This is a genomic window from Lacrimispora sp. BS-2 (assembly GCF_040207125.1).
Taxonomy (GTDB): Bacteria; Bacillota; Clostridia; order Lachnospirales; family Lachnospiraceae; genus Lacrimispora.
Genome location: NZ_CP157940.1, coordinates 2681228 through 2697537 on the forward strand (window position 1 = coordinate 2681228; position 16310 = coordinate 2697537).

The 16310-nt window shown below is 45.8% G+C and carries 12 protein-coding genes; 6 read left to right on the plus strand and 6 right to left on the minus strand.

Annotated features, from left to right (window positions below):
* Positions 1-87 precede the first annotated feature (87 nt).
* The 4 genes from ABFV83_RS12680 to ABFV83_RS12695 form a co-directional block, all read right to left on the minus strand.
* Positions 88-711, minus strand: coding sequence for an undecaprenyl diphosphate synthase family protein (locus ABFV83_RS12680; RefSeq protein WP_349944289.1), 624 nt, complete (start codon positions 709-711; stop codon positions 88-90).
* A 162-nt stretch (positions 712-873) separates the two neighbouring features.
* Entirely contained in the window at positions 874-2571 is a 1698-nt protein-coding gene (locus tag ABFV83_RS12685; RefSeq protein ID WP_349944290.1) for an FAD-dependent oxidoreductase, read from the minus strand.
* A 31-nt stretch (positions 2572-2602) separates the two neighbouring features.
* Positions 2603-3988 carry a cation:dicarboxylase symporter family transporter gene (locus ABFV83_RS12690; protein WP_349944291.1) on the minus strand — a complete coding sequence of 462 codons (1386 nt, stop codon included), beginning with the start codon at positions 3986-3988 and terminating at the stop codon, positions 2603-2605.
* A complete protein-coding gene (locus ABFV83_RS12695) occupies positions 3989-5182 on the minus strand; it encodes a MalY/PatB family protein (protein ID WP_349944292.1) in 1194 nt (397 codons plus the stop codon).
* Between the two features lie 274 nt (positions 5183-5456).
* Here ABFV83_RS12695 and ABFV83_RS12700 point away from each other — a divergent pair, with 274 nt between their 5' ends.
* Positions 5457-5939: a MarR family transcriptional regulator gene (locus tag ABFV83_RS12700; protein ID WP_349944293.1), complete on the plus strand. Its 483-nt coding sequence runs from the start codon at positions 5457-5459 to the stop codon at positions 5937-5939.
* Positions 5940-6155: 216 nt separating this feature from the next.
* On the opposite strand, the gene ppdK is transcribed toward ABFV83_RS12700, so the two are convergent.
* Positions 6156-8780 (minus strand): pyruvate, phosphate dikinase, encoded by a 2625-nt coding sequence (ppdK, locus tag ABFV83_RS12705; RefSeq protein ID WP_349944295.1) that lies wholly within the window; start codon positions 8778-8780, stop codon positions 6156-6158.
* A gap of 266 nt (positions 8781-9046) precedes the next feature.
* Complete coding sequence (locus tag ABFV83_RS12710; RefSeq protein ID WP_349944297.1) at positions 9047-10378, minus strand: MATE family efflux transporter; 1332 nt, start codon at positions 10376-10378, stop codon at positions 9047-9049.
* Between the two features lie 233 nt (positions 10379-10611).
* Here ABFV83_RS12710 and ABFV83_RS12715 point away from each other — a divergent pair, with 233 nt between their 5' ends.
* The 5 genes from ABFV83_RS12715 to ABFV83_RS12735 all read left to right on the plus strand — a co-directional run bounded on the left by ABFV83_RS12715 (position 10612) and on the right by ABFV83_RS12735 (position 16237).
* Complete coding sequence (locus ABFV83_RS12715) at positions 10612-11775, plus strand: BMP family ABC transporter substrate-binding protein (protein ID WP_349944299.1); 1164 nt, start codon at positions 10612-10614, stop codon at positions 11773-11775.
* Positions 11776-11990: 215 nt separating this feature from the next.
* Complete coding sequence (locus tag ABFV83_RS12720; protein ID WP_349944301.1) at positions 11991-13526, plus strand: ABC transporter ATP-binding protein; 1536 nt, start codon at positions 11991-11993, stop codon at positions 13524-13526.
* A complete protein-coding gene (locus ABFV83_RS12725) occupies positions 13523-14632 on the plus strand; it encodes an ABC transporter permease (RefSeq protein WP_349944302.1) in 1110 nt (369 codons plus the stop codon). The genes ABFV83_RS12720 and ABFV83_RS12725 overlap by 4 nt, the downstream gene beginning before the upstream one ends.
* Positions 14629-15582, plus strand: a complete 954-nt coding sequence (locus ABFV83_RS12730) for an ABC transporter permease (RefSeq protein WP_349944304.1) — start codon at positions 14629-14631, stop codon at positions 15580-15582. Before ABFV83_RS12725 ends, ABFV83_RS12730 begins: the two co-directional genes overlap by 4 nt.
* Positions 15583-15766: 184 nt before the next feature.
* On the plus strand, positions 15767-16237 hold the full coding sequence (locus tag ABFV83_RS12735; RefSeq protein ID WP_349944306.1) for a cupin domain-containing protein: 471 nt from the start codon (positions 15767-15769) through the stop codon (positions 16235-16237).
* Positions 16238-16310: the final 73 nt, after the last annotated feature.

Consider the following 16310-nt stretch of genomic DNA (forward strand, 5'->3'; position numbering starts at 1 on the left):
TTAAAATATAATTCTGTCTGTAGTATGCCAAATTTTAGAAACCCTATTCTTTTTGCAGCGGAATCAAACGGTCTGTTTTGTGTATCTTTAGCCTCCCAGGGTTACATCCTGCCTGGAATACCATTCAATCGCATCGTATACGTGCTGCGGCGTAAAATCCGGCCAATAATCATCGATTACATACATATCCGAGTAAACGGACTGTACCGGCAGGAAACCGGACAGCCTTCTGCGGCCTCCCCACCGGATCACCAGATCGATCCTTGAAACATCGGCGGTTTTTAATTTAGGACCTATGGCTCCGTCATGAAGTCCCAGATCCCACTCCCAGCTGTAATTGACCAGAAAATTGATCTTCATTCCCCCCTTGCCGAACTGGTGTCTGTTGGTATATGGCTTCAGCTCCTCCGGAAACATGGCTGACGTTGTCTTTCCCAGAACCAAAAGCTCGGCATCTTCCTTTGACAGTTCCTCAACGGCTTTTACGCACGCCTTTGTAAATGCCTCCCTTTGAATTGACGGACGCTTTGTATTATCCACCGTAAAACCGTAAAAGGTCATTTCCTTAATCCCCAGTTTTCTGCAAAGGTTGTAAAGGACCATTCCAGGGGATATTCCATTGTCATACCCTGCCTCTTTTCCCATTCCCTTTCCAAGGGCCCAGCGGCGGTTGCCGTCTGGTATGATCCCAATGTGCTTTGGAATTCTCATACACTTCCTCCATCTTTTCCTGCTATATTTAAATTATATAGAAAGTATAGCCATTTTTTTCTCTTCCATAATTCTTCCTCCGGTAAATCATTATGGACAGGAAATCAAACAGACGGCACGCCCCTCTTCCCAGGGCATGCCGTCCATCTCCATACATGACTTTTATAGAAAATTATATTCTGTTAGTATCTTCTCCCGTCCCGTAGTCATATCCATAAAATATTCATAATAACTGATTCCCAGGAAGGAACCGGAAATGTTAATGATATTGTCAAAACCCCGGCCCTTTAAGGTCATGATTGCATTATAGCTTCTCTGGCTGGTCCGGCAGTGTAAGTATACCGGCCTGTCATGAGGAATCTCTGATACACGCTGCCTTAATTCACCCAAAGGGATATTCACAGCTCCAATGAGATGCCCCATCTCAAACTCATCCCGGCCTCTTACATCAATGATGCAGGCTTTGCTCTCCACCAGCTTACGCACTTCACTTACATGAACCTGTTTAAAGACTCCGTGAAGGACATTAAGCGCCACCAGTGCTGCCAGATTAACCACATCTCTTGCTGTGCCGAACACCGGTGAGTAGCAGAGCTCCAGTCCTTTCATATCCTCCAATGTTCCATTCATGGCAATAAGGGTTGCGATCACGTCGATTCGTTTGTCCACATTGCCTTTGCCGATGGCCTGGGCCCCCAGGATCCTTCCTGTGGGCACTTCGAATACAAGCTTAAAGTGCATGGGAGAACTGCCGGGCATCAGGCCTACCTTATCCATGGTCATGGTGTAGACAGAATCGCATGGTATATTATTTTCTTTTGCGGTTCTCTCATTTAAGCCTGTGGCAGCAGCGTTCAACTGGAACAGCTTAACAGCGCAGGAGCCAATGACTCCGTTATTCCTGGTGGACATGCCATACATGGCATCAGCAGCTGCCCTTGCCTGGCGCAGAGCCGGACCAGCCAGCGGGAGCCTGGTTGGTTTGTGGGTCAGACGCTGGTAGACCTCGATGGCATCACCCACTGCATAGATATGCGGGTCGCTGGTGCGGTAATCCGGCGACACCTTGATTGCACCTGTCTCACCGATTTCCAGACCGGCCTGCTTTGCCAGCTCTGTTTCCGGCAGTACGCCAATGGAAAGCACCACTGCATCGCAGGCAAGTTCCCTGCCTGAGTTTAAGATTACCTTATCCTCAGTGATGGCCTTCACACCGTCACCCACAGCCAGTTCCACACCCTGATCGCAGAGCTCTTTTTGCAGGATCTGGCTCATATCATAATCAAAAGGTGCCATGATCTGGCCGGCAGCCTCTGCCACAGCTACCTGCTTTCCTGCTGATTTCAGATTTTCCGCCACCTCCAGGCCGATAAAGCCGCCTCCGATTACCACCACACTGCGGACTTCTTCCCTGGCAACATATTGATCCAGCGCTGCAATATCATTTACATTGCGCACTGTGAATACATGAGGGAGATATACCCCCTCGATTGACCTGGGGCGGATAGGATAGGATCCCGGCGAAAGCACCAGCTCATCATATGATTCTTCATATTCCCGGCCGGATGCACCGTCTTTAATACGTATTTTCCTGAGGGCGGGGTCAATGCCGTACACCTCACTGTTTACACGCACCTCAATATCATAGGAATGTTCAAATCCCTCCGGCGTCATCAGCACCAGATAGTCCTTATCCTCCACGGTCCTGCTTAAATAATAAGGAAGTGAGCAGTTGGAGAAGGATACATGCTCTCCCCGTTCAAATATGGTTATGGACGCATCTGCATCCAGACGCCTGATCCTGGCTGCGGCGGACGCACCGCCGGCAACACCTCCTACAATAAGAACACGTTTACCCATGATCACACCTCCTTTGTAAATAATTTTCTTATTAATCTTCTTTTGCTGAAGCCGGCTTCTTTTCCAGGTTCAGCGACTTGTCATTATATACTGTCATATCAATATTATTGGTCAGTTTTGCAGCAACCAGACCGGTTACCATGCCATCGCTTACATTCAGGGCAGTTCTGGCCATGTCGATAACAGGCTCAATTCCTACCAACAGGCCTGCAAGGCCAACCGGGAGTCCAAGTGCAGATAACACGGTGATCCCTGCAAAGGTTGCGCCGCCGCCTACGCCGGCGATACCGATAGAAGCAAACGTGATGATGACTACCATCAGGATAAAGAAGGAAGGGGTAATGGGCTGGCCTACAGCAGGAGCCACCATGATTACCAGCATGGCAGGATAAATAGCCGCGCATCCATTCTGCCCGATGGAGGTACTGAGGGAACCGGCCAGGTTGGAAATTCCGTTATCCACGCCCATCTCATCTGTCAGGGTTCTGATGGTCAGCGGCAGGGTTCCTGCACTGGTACGGGAAGTAAATGCAAATACCAGGGTTGTCATGGCCTTCTTAAAATAGGTCATAGGGCTTACTCCCACTGCAGCCAGTATCAGCCCGTGAATGATGAACATGATAAATATCGCTGTATAGGAAGCAAGAACAAAGGTTACAAGCCGCAGGATACTGGTGTAGTCACTTCCGGCAATGGTCTTGGTCATCAATGAAAAGATGCCGAATGGAGTCAGCATAATAATCATCATGACCACTTCCACAACCAGGGTGTTCAGCGAATTCATTATTTTCCCGAAAAACTCCGCCTGTTCCGGGGCATATGTCCGTACCCCGATTACTCCGATTCCAAGGAAAGCCGCAAAGAGCACCACGGAAAGGGTTGCATTGTTTCCCTGTCCGGTAAGGGCATAGATCGGGTTGGATGGAATGATATCAATAATGGTATCTTCAATGGAAAGACCTTCTTTCGCCTTTTCCTCCAGCTGGGAAGTCTTCTTGCTCTCAGCCTCTCCAATCTCCAGTCCCTCAGCACTGACACCAAATGCCGCAGCTGTAGCACCGCCTACCACTGCTGCAATTGCTGCCGTGGACAGGAGGATTGCCAGTACAAGAGCGGTAATCTTGCCAAGGTTCTTGCCTGACTTCTGGTTAATGATAGCGCACACGATGGATACAAAAATCAGCGGGATAACCATCATCTTCAAAAGTTTGGTATAAGCAGTACCCACCAGGCTGATCCAGCGCAGGCTCTCAGAAACCGCCGCATCATCTGCCACTGTCTTTAAAACCGCACCAAATATAATACCGCCGAACAAACCGGCTATTACACGTACATTAAAAGATTTGCCTTTTTTCTGCAATACAAACAGAACACCCAGATAGATTAAAAAACAGATTACACTAATAGAAACAGCCATTTATTCCCCCACCTTTTCTTTGATATTTTTGATAATGCTTTCAACAGCAGTAACAACATTCTTTGCATCTGTAGCCAGGTTAATACGGATAAATCCGTGTGCCATAAGGCTGAACCATTCCCCAACATCGCAGGCAAGACGGCACTTGTTCTGGATAAAGCCGGCAGTCTCTTCCCCCGTAAGATAGCCCCTTAAGTCAATCCAGGACAGATATGTTCCTTCAAGAGGCGTAACCACGATCTTTGGAAGCTCCCTTTCAAACTCCTCCTTCATATAATTGTAATTGTGAATAATCAGTGCCTTCACATTCTCCAGCCATTCTTCCCCTCCCCGGAAAGCGGCCTCCACCCCTGTAAGCCCCATGAGGTTGACTTCCGGTGAACCAATGCCTTTGATGTACGCATCGTAGGTTTCCATCAACTGTTTGTCAAATATGATCACATGGGAGTGAATCAGCCCGGCCAGATTAAATGTCTTGGAACCTGCATTTAAGGTGATCAGAATATCCTTATACTTGCCGTTACTGACCACTGCGGAAGATACGAACTTCTTCCCCTCATAGGTAAAATCCTGATGAATCTCATCTGAAACCACCAATACACCATGTCTGTGGCAGATACCGAACATGGTATCCAGCTCTTCCTCTGACCATACCCGGCTTACAGGGTTATGGGGGGAACACAGAATGAACATTTCTGCCTTGTTGTCCACGATTTCCTTCTCAAACTTTTCAAAATCCAGGGTGTAATAACCGTTGTCATTATCAAGCTCACAGGTTACCAGCTTTCTGCCAGTGTTCAGTATGGCATCATAAAATGGGTAGTATACAGGAGGGCAGATAATAACGGAAGCTTCTTCTTTGGTATATGCCCTTACAGCCGCATATAAGGATCCCACCACCCCGGTAGCAAACCTTACATTTTCCCTGTCAAGTTCTACATTATGATGCTTCTTCTGCCATGCAAAGAAAGACTCAAAGCATGCATCCTCCACTGTGCCATAGCCAAACACGCCGTGGTCCACACGCTTTGCCAGCGCTTCTCTTACTGCTGCCGGTGACTGGATCTCCATATCGGCAACCCAGAGGGGAAGCAGGTCTGCATCTCCAAAAATCTCCTGAAGTGAGTCCCATTTTAATGTACCTGTTCCCCTCCGCTCCACACAATTTCCCCTACAGAACTTCTCAATGTCCATAAAAATACCATCCTTTTTCAAGTATAAGCGAGATGTTGCGTAATATTGTTAACTAACTTAACTATATTATAAAATGTATAGTGAATGTTGTCAATATATTTTTAATATACTTTTTATAATTAGGGCATTTTAAACATAAAATATTAATTTTTAACTTTTATAGTTAATTTACTTAACAATATTTCCATTTTGTTTGAAATAATATATTGAAGCCCTATTCTATATATGGTACTATTACATGTACAGATATCATCAATGGAACAGGAGCATCTATATGAGTCATATTTCAGATATAAACAGTGCGTATCAAAAGTTGAATGCACGGGCAGATACATTGTATGAATTTATTATCTTATATCACAACTACATCTATGCCCATCACACATATGAGAATGAAAACTTTAACATGATGGAAATACACACCCTTACCTACATTGACGACTCCCCCGGTATTACTGCCACTGAGTTGTCAAAAATATGGCACAAAAGCAAAAGTGCCATTTCCCAGGTTATCAAGAAGCTGGTTGACAACGGATATATAGAAAAACGCTACAAGGAGAACAATGAAAAGTCCGTATGCCTGTACGTAACAGAAAAGGGGCAGAGACTTTCCTCGGTTCACAAAGCATACGATGTTGCAGACATCACACAGACCACCTCCTATCTGATTGAACAGTGCGGTGAGGCAGACCTAGACGCCTTTTACCGGATTATTGAGAAGTATAATGAACTTCTGAAATCTGATTTGGAATCATAGGCATATCAGCTGTTAATATATTTAAGAAAAGCAAAAAAGCTGCATGATCGAAACCGTATGGTCAGATCAAGCAGCTTTTCTCATATGTTGCATTCCTTTTGTATTTCAAGTATCCCTCTGATGCCCAAAGGGGCCGTGTACTAAACAGCCAGTACACAACCCCTTTTGAGTGTCATATATAGATTTTCATATAATATCTTTAATCGGTTATTATCCTTAATTGTTCAATGCTGCCTGTGCTGCTGCCAGTTTTGCAATCGGCACACGGAATGGAGAACAGGATACATAATCCAGACCGATCTTATGGCAGAACTCTACAGAAGAAGGATCTCCGCCGTGCTCGCCGCAGATACCAACATGCATTTCCGGACGAACGCCCTTGCCTAACTTGATTGCAGTTTCCATAAGCTTGCCTACACCGGTCTGATCCAGTTTTGCAAATGGGTCATTCTCAAAGATCTTGGTGTCGTAGTAAGCATCTAAGAACTTGCCGGCATCATCACGGGAGAAGCCATAAGTCATCTGAGTCAAGTCATTGGTTCCGAAGCAGAAGAATTCTGCCTCTTTTGCAATGTCATCAGCGGTCAGGCATGCTCTTGGGATCTCGATCATGGTACCTACTTCATATTTCAAATTGCTTCCTGCTGCAGCGATCTCTGCGTCAGCAGTGTCAACAACGATCTTCTTAACAAACTTTAATTCTTTCTCATCACAGATCAGCGGGATCATGATCTCCGGGCAAACGTTCCAGTCTGAATGTGCCTTCTGTACGTTGATGGCTGCACGGATCACTGCCTTTGTCTGCATTTTTGCGATCTCAGGATAGGTAACTGTCAGACGGCATCCACGGTGTCCCATCATTGGGTTGAACTCGTGTAAGGAATCGATGATGCTCTTGATCTGAGCAACAGTCTTGCCCTGTGTATCTGCCAGCTTCTTAATATCATCTTCCTCTGTGGGAACAAACTCATGAAGAGGCGGATCTAAGAAACGGATGGTAACAGGATTTCCTTCCAGAGCCTCATAAAGTGCCTCAAAGTCGCCCTGCTGTACAGGAAGGATCTTTTCCAGAGCTGCTTCTCTCGCTTCAACGGTATCGGAGCAGATCATCTCACGGAATGCATCGATTCTGTCTCCTTCAAAGAACATATGCTCAGTACGGCAAAGGCCGATTCCTTCTGCGCCCAGTTCTCTTGCTTTTCTTGCATCAGCAGGTGTATCAGCATTGGTTCTTACTTTCAGTCTTCTGTACTTATCTGCCCATGCCATGATTCTTCCGAATTCTCCGATAATGGCTGCGTCTACTGTCGGAAGGATTCCGTCATAGATCTTTCCGGTAGAGCCATCAAGGGATAAGAAGTCTCCTTCATGATATTCCTTGCCTGACAGGGTGAATTTCTTGTTCTCTTCATCCATAGCGATTTCAGAACAACCGGATACACAGCATGTACCCATTCCACGTGCAACAACTGCTGCATGAGAAGTCATACCGCCGCGTACGGTTAAGATACCCTGAGCGGCCTTCATTCCTTCGATATCTTCCGGAGAGGTCTCAAGACGAACCAGGACAACCTTCTCGCCTCTTTCATGCCATGCTTTTGCATCGTCTGCTGTAAATACGATCTTACCGCATGCAGCTCCCGGAGATGCTGCCAGAGCCCGTCCAACAGGTTCTGTCTTCTTTAATGCTTCCGTATCAAACTGAGGATGGAGTAAGGTATCGAGGTTTCTTGGATCGATCATCTTAACTGCCTTTTCCTCTGAAATCATGCCTTCATCGACCAGATCACATGCAATCTTTAAAGCAGCCTTTGCTGTTCTCTTGCCGTTACGGGTCTGAAGCATGTAAAGCTTTCTATCTTCAATGGTAAATTCCATATCCTGCATATCTCTGTAATGGTCTTCCAGTGTGTTGCAGATTCCTATGAACTGCTCATAGGCTTCCGGCATAACTTCCTTTAACTGGTCGATCTTCTGAGGAGTACGGATACCTGCAACTACGTCCTCACCCTGTGCGTTCATTAAGAACTCGCCCATAAGGTGTTTTTCACCGGTTGCCGGATCACGTGTAAATGCAACGCCGGTACCGGAGGTCTCGCCCATGTTTCCGAACGCCATCATCTGAACGTTAACAGCTGTACCCCAGGAATATGGGATATCGTTGTCGCGGCGGTAAACATTTGCTCTTGGGTTGTTCCAGGAACGGAAAACAGCCTTAATGGCTTCCATCAGCTGTACCTTTGGATCTGTCGGGAATTCAGCTCCGATTTTCTCCTTATATTCATCCTGGAACTGTTTTGCAAGCTCCTTTAAATCATCGGCCGTTAAATCTACGTCCTCTGTGATTCCCTTTACTTCCTTCATCTTATCGATGAGTTCTTCAAAATACTTTTTGCCGACTTCCATAACTACGTCGGAGAACATCTGGATAAATCTGCGGTAACAGTCCCATGCCCAACGGGGATTACCGGATTTTACAGCCAGAACTTCCACTACTTCTTCATTCAGACCAAGGTTTAAGATGGTATCCATCATACCTGGCATGGATGCTCTTGCACCGGAACGAACAGAAACTAAAAGAGGATCTTCCTTATCGCCGAACTTCTTTCCGGTGATTTCTTCCATCTTTGTGATGTGTTCCATGATCTGGTTCATGATCTCATCATTAATCTTCTCGCCGTCCTCATAATACTGAGTACAAGCCTCTGTTGTTATAGTAAATCCCTGGGGAACCGGAAGTCCTAAATTTGTCATCTCTGCCAAATTAGCTCCTTTTCCACCTAACAGGTTTTTCATGCTTGTATTACCTTCGGTAAACAAATAAACCCATTTTCTTGCCATAAGTATAGTTCCTCCTCAAATTGTGTTGGTTATTCGGCCTTTCTGCCGATTTCTTATGCGGAAAAGCCCTGCAGATATTATAGCATAATTCAAACGCTAGTAAAGGGGTTTCTTTAATTATTGCCAAAAATCAGCTCTTTTTTCAATACAATTATCTTGAAAGCACTTCCATATTCTGTCATTTTCTGATATGCGATTTTATTTCGCATATGCGAATTTATCACCTGAAAACCTCTCCTTTCCCCCTTGATTTTAACAGGAAAATTTCAGATTTTTTCAGGCAGAACAGATTTCTTTTCCTTCAGCAAGATCAGACAGATTCCCATCGCCAGAAATTCTGCTGCCGGCATGACCGACCATATCCCGGTTACTCCAAATACCATTGGAAAAAGAAATACCAGTACACTGCTTAAAACAAGCCCCCTCATCAGACAGATGAACAAAGCCTTTCCCGGCTTTAACACAGACTGGAACCAGGTGCTGAACAATATATTAAATCCCATGGGCAGAAATGACAGGAAATAAATCCTGACAGCAGGGACCGACATAGCTAAAATCTCATCCGTTGGTCCTACAAAGGCCTTTGTTACCAGAGCCGGAAAAAGCATACCGATCCCCACAAACAGCAAACCGGAAAAGCATACCGCCAGCTCTCCCATGCGGCGTGTTTCCTTTAACCTCTCCTTTTTTCCTGCCCCATAATTCATAGCAAGAATGGGCTGGGATGCCTGAGAGATACCATTATTAATAGAAGCAACGATCAGAGCGCTGTTGGATATGATACCGTATACCACCACTCCAAGGTCGCCAACGTAAGCCAAAAGCTGGCGGTTGAATAAAAACATGACAATTCCGCTGCACGTTTCCAATAAGAAGCTGGAAAGGCCGTTCACCAGGATTTCCCCTGCCCTTCTCCATTTGATGCGAAGGACGATTTTCAAGGAATTCCCCTTGGAAAACAAATGGGTGAGCAAAATGCCAAGAGTTAGGCAGGAGCCAATTGCAGTGGCCGCCGCTGCTCCCACCATTCCCATATTCATAGGAAAGATAAAAATATAATCCAGGATCACATTGGTGATACCGCCGGAAATCACGGCTGCCATGGCCACTTTAGGAGCCCTGTCATTTCTGACAAAGGATTGCAGAAAAGAAGAAAGCAGGAATACAGGCGCCCCTGACACCAGTATCCTTCCATATTCCCTGACATAGAGATCCATGGATTCATTTCTCCCCAAAAACTTTGTTACAGGATCAAACAGCAGATGCCCTGCCGTCACATAGAACACGCCGGCAGCAGCCGCCATGCAGAATGCAGCCGTAAAATACTCCCTGGCCCCCTGCTCATCTCCCTTTCCCTTGGAAATGGATAAGAGCACTCCCCCGCCTACGCCAAACAGCAGGCCGGTTCCAAAAAACAGGCTGTATAAGGGCAGAAGTAAGTTTAAAGCAGCAATTCCCATGGGACCTACTCCCCGCCCGATCATCAGGGTATCCGCCAGGATATATATGGAGGTGACCAGCGTGGCGCTGATGGAGGGCATCAGATACCTTAAAAATAATCTCTTCACCGGTTCTTCCAGTAGATTTGCTTTTTTCATAAGCAGCCTCCTTTTCAAGTCTTTTAACAGTTTAGCATTTTTTTCTTAAATAACAAGCAAAATCAGAGAAAACCGTCCTATATGCAGAGTTAAGGAATATATTCCATAAAATGCTTGATTCTTTTTTGATTTTTTCTGTAAAATAATACCAAATGAGATTGTTTCTGGGACAAAAATGTGGTACATTAGTGGTATCTCTAAAATCAATAAAAAACAGGAGGAAAAACAAGATTATGAAAAAGAGAGCACTAGCATTAGTAATGGCAGTTATGATGGCTGCAACCTTAAGCGGATGCGGTTCTTCCAATCAAGGCGGTGACGCTACCACAGCGGCACCTGCAGAGACCACAGCTGCTGAAAAAACGGCAGAGACAACCGCAGCTTCAGAAAAGCCTGAAAACGGGTATGAGCTTGCATTGGTTACAGACTTAGGAACCATTGATGACAAGTCCTTTAACCAGGGTGCATGGGAAGGCATGAAGAAGTATGCGGAGGAAAACAGCATTTCCTACAAGTACTACCAGCCCCAGGAAGGTACTACCGATTCCTATCTTGAGACCATCGGACTTGCTATCGAAGGCGGCGCTAAGCTAGTTGTTTGCCCGGGATTTTTATTTGAAGAGCCTGTATTCCTTGCCCAGGATCAGTACAAGGATGTTCATTTCATCCTTCTGGATGGCGAGCCTCACAATGGTGATTATTCCGAATTCAGAACAGAGGCTAATGTAATGCCGATCCTGTTCCAGGAAGACGAGCCTGGATTCTTAGCCGGCTATGCAGCAGTAAAAGAAGGCTATACAAAACTCGGATTCTTAGGCGGCATGGCAGTTCCGGCAGTTATCCGTTACGGCTACGGATTTGCAGAAGGTGCTGACTTTGCAGCAAAGGAAATGGGAATCGATGGCATAGAAATCATGTACAACTACACAGGTGCATTTGCCGCTACACCGGAAGCACAGTCCATGGCAGCTTCCTGGTACCAGAACGGAACAGAAGTGATCTTTGGATGCGGCGGAGCTGTTGGTAACTCCGTTATGGCTGCTGCTGAAGAAAAAGGCACAAAGGTTATCGGCGTTGACGTTGACCAGAGCTATGAATCCAATACTGTTATCACTTCAGCTATGAAAGAACTGTCCGTTTCCGTTTACGACGGAGTGAAAGCATTCTATGACAATGCTTTCCCAGGCGGAAAGACAAGCATATTCACTGCCAAGAACGATGGTATCGGACTTCCAATGGAAACTTCCAAATTCACCAAGTTCACACAGCAGGATTATGACGCTATCTTTACACAGTTAAAAGACGGTAAAATCGAACTTGTACAGCCTTCTCAGGATAACAACAATCCTACGGTTGACTTAAAGCTTGAAAAAACAAAAATCAGCTTTGTAGAATAGTCTTCAGGCATACCTATACACCCGGTAAAGCAGGGTGGGCACTGCCCAAAAAGCGCGGGCAATGAAAAAGAAAAGGAGATGCCGTTTGATTCACCAGTCATAACAGACCTGGTCTCTTACGGCATCTCTTTTTTATTTTCTTAAAAGCGGAAAAATACCAAGGTATATTTTATTAACCAGGTCCCATAGATAGGTACCGAATTAAGGGGGATTTTATGGACTACATTATTGAGATGCTTCACATCACGAAAGAATTTCCTGGTATCATCGCAAATGATGACATCACTCTGCAATTAAAGAAAGGCGAGATCCTTGCTCTGCTTGGTGAAAACGGCGCAGGAAAATCCACGCTCATGAGCGTCTTATTCGGCCTGTACCAGCCGGAAAAAGGCGTCATTAAGGTCAGAGGCAAGGAAGAAAAAATCACCGGGCCTTTAGATGCCAATGCCCTGGGTATTGGTATGGTTCATCAGCATTTTAAGCTGGTCGAGAATTTTACCGTGCTCCAGAATATTGTTCTGGGCATTGAAACAACAAAACGCGGGTTTTTAAAAATGGATGACGCCCGCAAAAAGGTTATGGATTTAAGTGAGAAATACAAATTATTCGTGGACCCGGATGCAATCATATCAGATATTACCGTTGGCATGCAGCAAAGGGTCGAGATTTTGAAAATGCTTTATCGCGATAACGAAATCATGATTTTTGACGAACCCACTGCGGTTCTTACCCCTCAGGAAATTGAAGAACTGATGCAGATCATGAAAGATCTGGTAAAGGAAGGCAAGTCCATCCTGTTTATCACCCACAAGCTCAATGAAATCAAGGCGGTTGCGGACCGCTGTTCTGTCCTGCGCCGCGGTAAATATATTGGAACGGTAGAGGTAGCAGAAACAACGCCCGAAGAAATGTCAGAGATGATGGTTGGCCGCAAGGTGAACCTGACCGTTGACAAGAATCCTTCCAAGCCCGGAGATATTGTGCTGGAAGTTAAGGATCTTTCCGTAGAGGCCAAAAGAGAAGGCCAGACAAAAAAACTGGTCCATGATGTCTCTTTCAAGGTAAAAAAAGGAGAAATCGTATGCATCGCCGGAATCGACGGCAACGGCCAGACAGAGCTCATCCATGCGATCACCGGCATTTCCGATATGAGCACCGGTACCGTTACCATCAATGGGGAAGACGTGACAAAAAAAAGCATCCGTTACAAAAATACCCATGGATTATCCCACATACCGGAGGACAGGCACAAACACGGCCTTGTCCTGGATTACAACCTGGCTTATAACCTGGTCCTTCAGCAGTATTTTGAAAAGGACTTCCAAAGCAGTACCTTCTTAAAAAATGACAAGATTTATGAATACGCAGAAAAGCTGATTCAGGATTATGACATAAGAAGCAGCGAAGGCCCCTTTACCACAACCCGCAGCATGTCCGGCGGAAACCAGCAAAAGGCCATTGTGGCAAGAGAGATCTCTAAAGTTCCCGATATTCTTCTGGCTGTTCAGCCCACCCGCGGCTTAGATGTGGGGGCTATTGAATACATCCACCGCCAGCTTGTAAAACAAAGAGATGCCGGAGCAGCTATTCTCTTAGTATCCCTGGAATTAGATGAAGTCATGAATTTAAGCGACCGGATTCTGGTCATGTTTGAAGGCGGAATCGTAGCCGACTTAAATCCTAAGAACGTCACGGTTCAGGAATTGGGTCTTTATATGGCAGGCGCAAAGAAAGAAGGTGGCAAATCATGAAACCGAAACAGATAAAGGATCATACAGGAATTCTCTCTTCCATCTTTGCCATTATACTTGGATTGATCGTAGGCCTGATCATTCTGTTCCTCTGCAATCCGAAGCAGGCTCTTCCAGGATTTGCAACGATTTTATCAGGGGCATTTACCCATGGAGCCAAAGGCGTAGGACAGGTATTTTACTATGCAACTCCCATCATCCTCACCGGTCTTTCCGTGGGATTTGCCTTTAAGACAGGGCTTTTTAACATCGGAACTCCCGGCCAGTTCATCATGGGAGGATTTGGCGCTGTCTATGTAGGAATCCTCTGGACATCCTTAGGACCTGCCCACTGGGTAGTCGCCCTTCTTGCCAGCATCATCCTGGGCGCCGTATGGGGCCTTGTTCCAGGACTTTTAAAAGCTTATTTTAACGTAAATGAGGTAATCGCCTCCATTATGATGAATTACATCGGCATGTATCTGGTAAACTGGATCGTAAAAAGCTATAAGCCCTTATTTAACAACCTGCGCAATGAGTCCAGGAATGTGGCGGCAACAGCCAACATCCCAAAGATGGGGCTGGACAAGATATTCCCAGGCTCCAGCGTAAACGGGGGAATCCTTATTGCAATCCTCACGGTAATTCTGATCTGGCTTCTCCTTAACAAAACCACCTTTGGCTATGAATTAAAGGCTGTGGGCTTTAACCGGGATGCCAGTAAATACGCCGGCATCAATGAAAAAAAGAGCATCATCCTGTCCATGATGATCGCAGGAGCCATTGCAGGACTTGCCGGAGGGCTTTTGTATCTGGCTGGTACCGGAAAGCACATTGAAATCAAGGACGTGCTGGCATCGGAAGGCTTTACGGGTATTTCCGTTGCATTGCTGGGCTTAAGCAACCCCATCGGAGTTCTCTTCTCCGGCATCTTCATCGCATACTTAACAGCCGGAGGCTTTTACTTGCAGCTATTTGAATTTTCAACGGAAATCATTGACATCATCGTAGCGGTCATCATCTATTTCAGCGCCTTTGCCCTTATGGTAAAGATTATTCTTTCTAAAATCCACAGGCAGAAAGATGAAAAAGCTGAAAGTGCAAAGGAAGGAGGGATGAAATCATGAACGTAATTTATTTTATTTTCCAACAGACCATGTATTTCATGATTCCTCTCATGATCGTAGCTTTGGGAGCCATGTTCTCCGAACGAAGCGGCATCATTAACATCGCCCTGGAAGGAATCATGACCATGGGAGCTTTTACCGGAATCCTGTTCATTCATTTTACAGGCGGCTCCATGACCGGACAACTCCAGCTCATCATTGCGGTGCTGATTTCCATGGCAACCGGTATGGTATTTTCCCTGTTCCACGCTTACGCGTCCATCAACATGAAGTCCAATCAGGTAATCAGCGGTACTGCATTAAATATGTTTGCTCCCGCCTTTGCCATTTTCGTGGCCCGTGTCATTCAGGGCGTACAGCAGGTACAGTTTACCAATACCTTCCGTATTGTATCCGTTCCGTTATTGGGAAAGATTCCGTTTTTCGGTCCTCTCCTGTTCCAGAACGCTTATATCACCACTTATATTGGCATTGCAATCTTTTTGCTTTCAACCATTGTCCTTTATAAAACCAGGTTTGGTTTAAGGCTTAGGGCCTGCGGCGAGCATCCCCAGGCGGCCGACTCTGCCGGAATTAACGTATACCGGATGCAGTATGCAGGCGTCCTGATCTCCGGCGCACTTGGCGGGCTTGGAGGACTGGTTTTTGTGGTTCCCACCTCCACCAATTTTAACGCAGACGTAGCCGGATACGGCTTCCTGGCTCTGGCTGTTTTGATCTTCGGCCAGTGGAAGCCGGTCAATATCATGCTTGCCTCCCTTTTCTTCGGGCTCATGAAGGCGATCGCATCCGCTTATTCCGGAATCCCGTTCTTAAGCGCAATGGGCATTCCAAGCTACTTCTATAAAATGGTGCCTTATATCATCACCCTGATCGTGCTGATCTTCACTTCCAGAAACTCTCAGGCTCCAAAAGCAGAGGGTATTCCTTACGATAAGGGACAGAGATAAAAGACAGAAAATTGCAGCCGCAAAAAAGAAAGTATGGATTTTCTTTTTTGCGGCTGTTTCTTTTTTATCCTGCCGGCTGTATTCTTCCTGTTTATGGGGAAATCCCTGATTTCTCCTAATATCTAGTCACTCAGAAAAGACAAAGCCATATAATACACTACAATGCACGAAAAGAGTGAGTCTAATGATGTCATATAGCTGTTATGTCAGTCATTCTAACTGCGTATCGGACAATGCTTATCTTACCTGGGATATAAATGACTACGGACCGGCGCCGCTGGTGCTCAACATTGTCCATGATACTCTCCGGAACCCCACCTTTCTCACGACCCGCTGGACCGGGGACCATATGCAGCTTGCCCTCATGAGCATTCCTGTGAACGGGGAGACAGGTCTGGGAAACAATCCGGAGTTAGATCAGTTTATACGCATAGAATCAGGAGAAGGGCTGCTACTTATGGGAGACAGTCCTTATAATCTTACTTTCCAGGAGCCTGTAAATGACAAATGCGCTATTATCATCCCGGCGAATACCTGGTACAATCTCAAGAATACCGGCGAAGATGCCTTAAAGCTTTTTACCATTTATTCTCCCGTCGTACAGCCCTCTGGAACGGTACATTGGAGAATGAATGATTTAAAAAAAGGGGAATAACAGTGAAATAAAAAAAGGTGCAGGAAGAAGGGGTTGCCTCTTCCTGTACCTTTTTTACAAATCCCACGGGCTG

Coding starts and splice junctions, on each gene's coding strand:
- ABFV83_RS12690 (WP_349944291.1), bottom strand. CDS start 3,988: ATGGCTGTTTCTATTAGTGTAATCTGTTTTTTAATCTATCTGGGTGTT.
- ABFV83_RS12685 (WP_349944290.1), bottom strand. CDS start 2,571: ATGGGTAAACGTGTTCTTATTGTAGGAGGTGTTGCCGGCGGTGCGTCC.
- ABFV83_RS12735 (WP_349944306.1), top strand. CDS start 15,767: ATGATGTCATATAGCTGTTATGTCAGTCATTCTAACTGCGTATCGGAC.
- ABFV83_RS12720 (WP_349944301.1), top strand. CDS start 11,991: ATGGACTACATTATTGAGATGCTTCACATCACGAAAGAATTTCCTGGT.
- ABFV83_RS12730 (WP_349944304.1), top strand. CDS start 14,629: ATGAACGTAATTTATTTTATTTTCCAACAGACCATGTATTTCATGATT.
- ABFV83_RS12680 (WP_349944289.1), bottom strand. CDS start 711: ATGAGAATTCCAAAGCACATTGGGATCATACCAGACGGCAACCGCCGC.
- ABFV83_RS12695 (WP_349944292.1), bottom strand. CDS start 5,182: ATGGACATTGAGAAGTTCTGTAGGGGAAATTGTGTGGAGCGGAGGGGA.
- ABFV83_RS12700 (WP_349944293.1), top strand. CDS start 5,457: ATGAGTCATATTTCAGATATAAACAGTGCGTATCAAAAGTTGAATGCA.
- ABFV83_RS12710 (WP_349944297.1), bottom strand. CDS start 10,378: ATGAAAAAAGCAAATCTACTGGAAGAACCGGTGAAGAGATTATTTTTA.
- ppdK (WP_349944295.1), bottom strand. CDS start 8,780: ATGGCAAGAAAATGGGTTTATTTGTTTACCGAAGGTAATACAAGCATG.
- ABFV83_RS12725 (WP_349944302.1), top strand. CDS start 13,523: ATGAAACCGAAACAGATAAAGGATCATACAGGAATTCTCTCTTCCATC.
- ABFV83_RS12715 (WP_349944299.1), top strand. CDS start 10,612: ATGAAAAAGAGAGCACTAGCATTAGTAATGGCAGTTATGATGGCTGCA.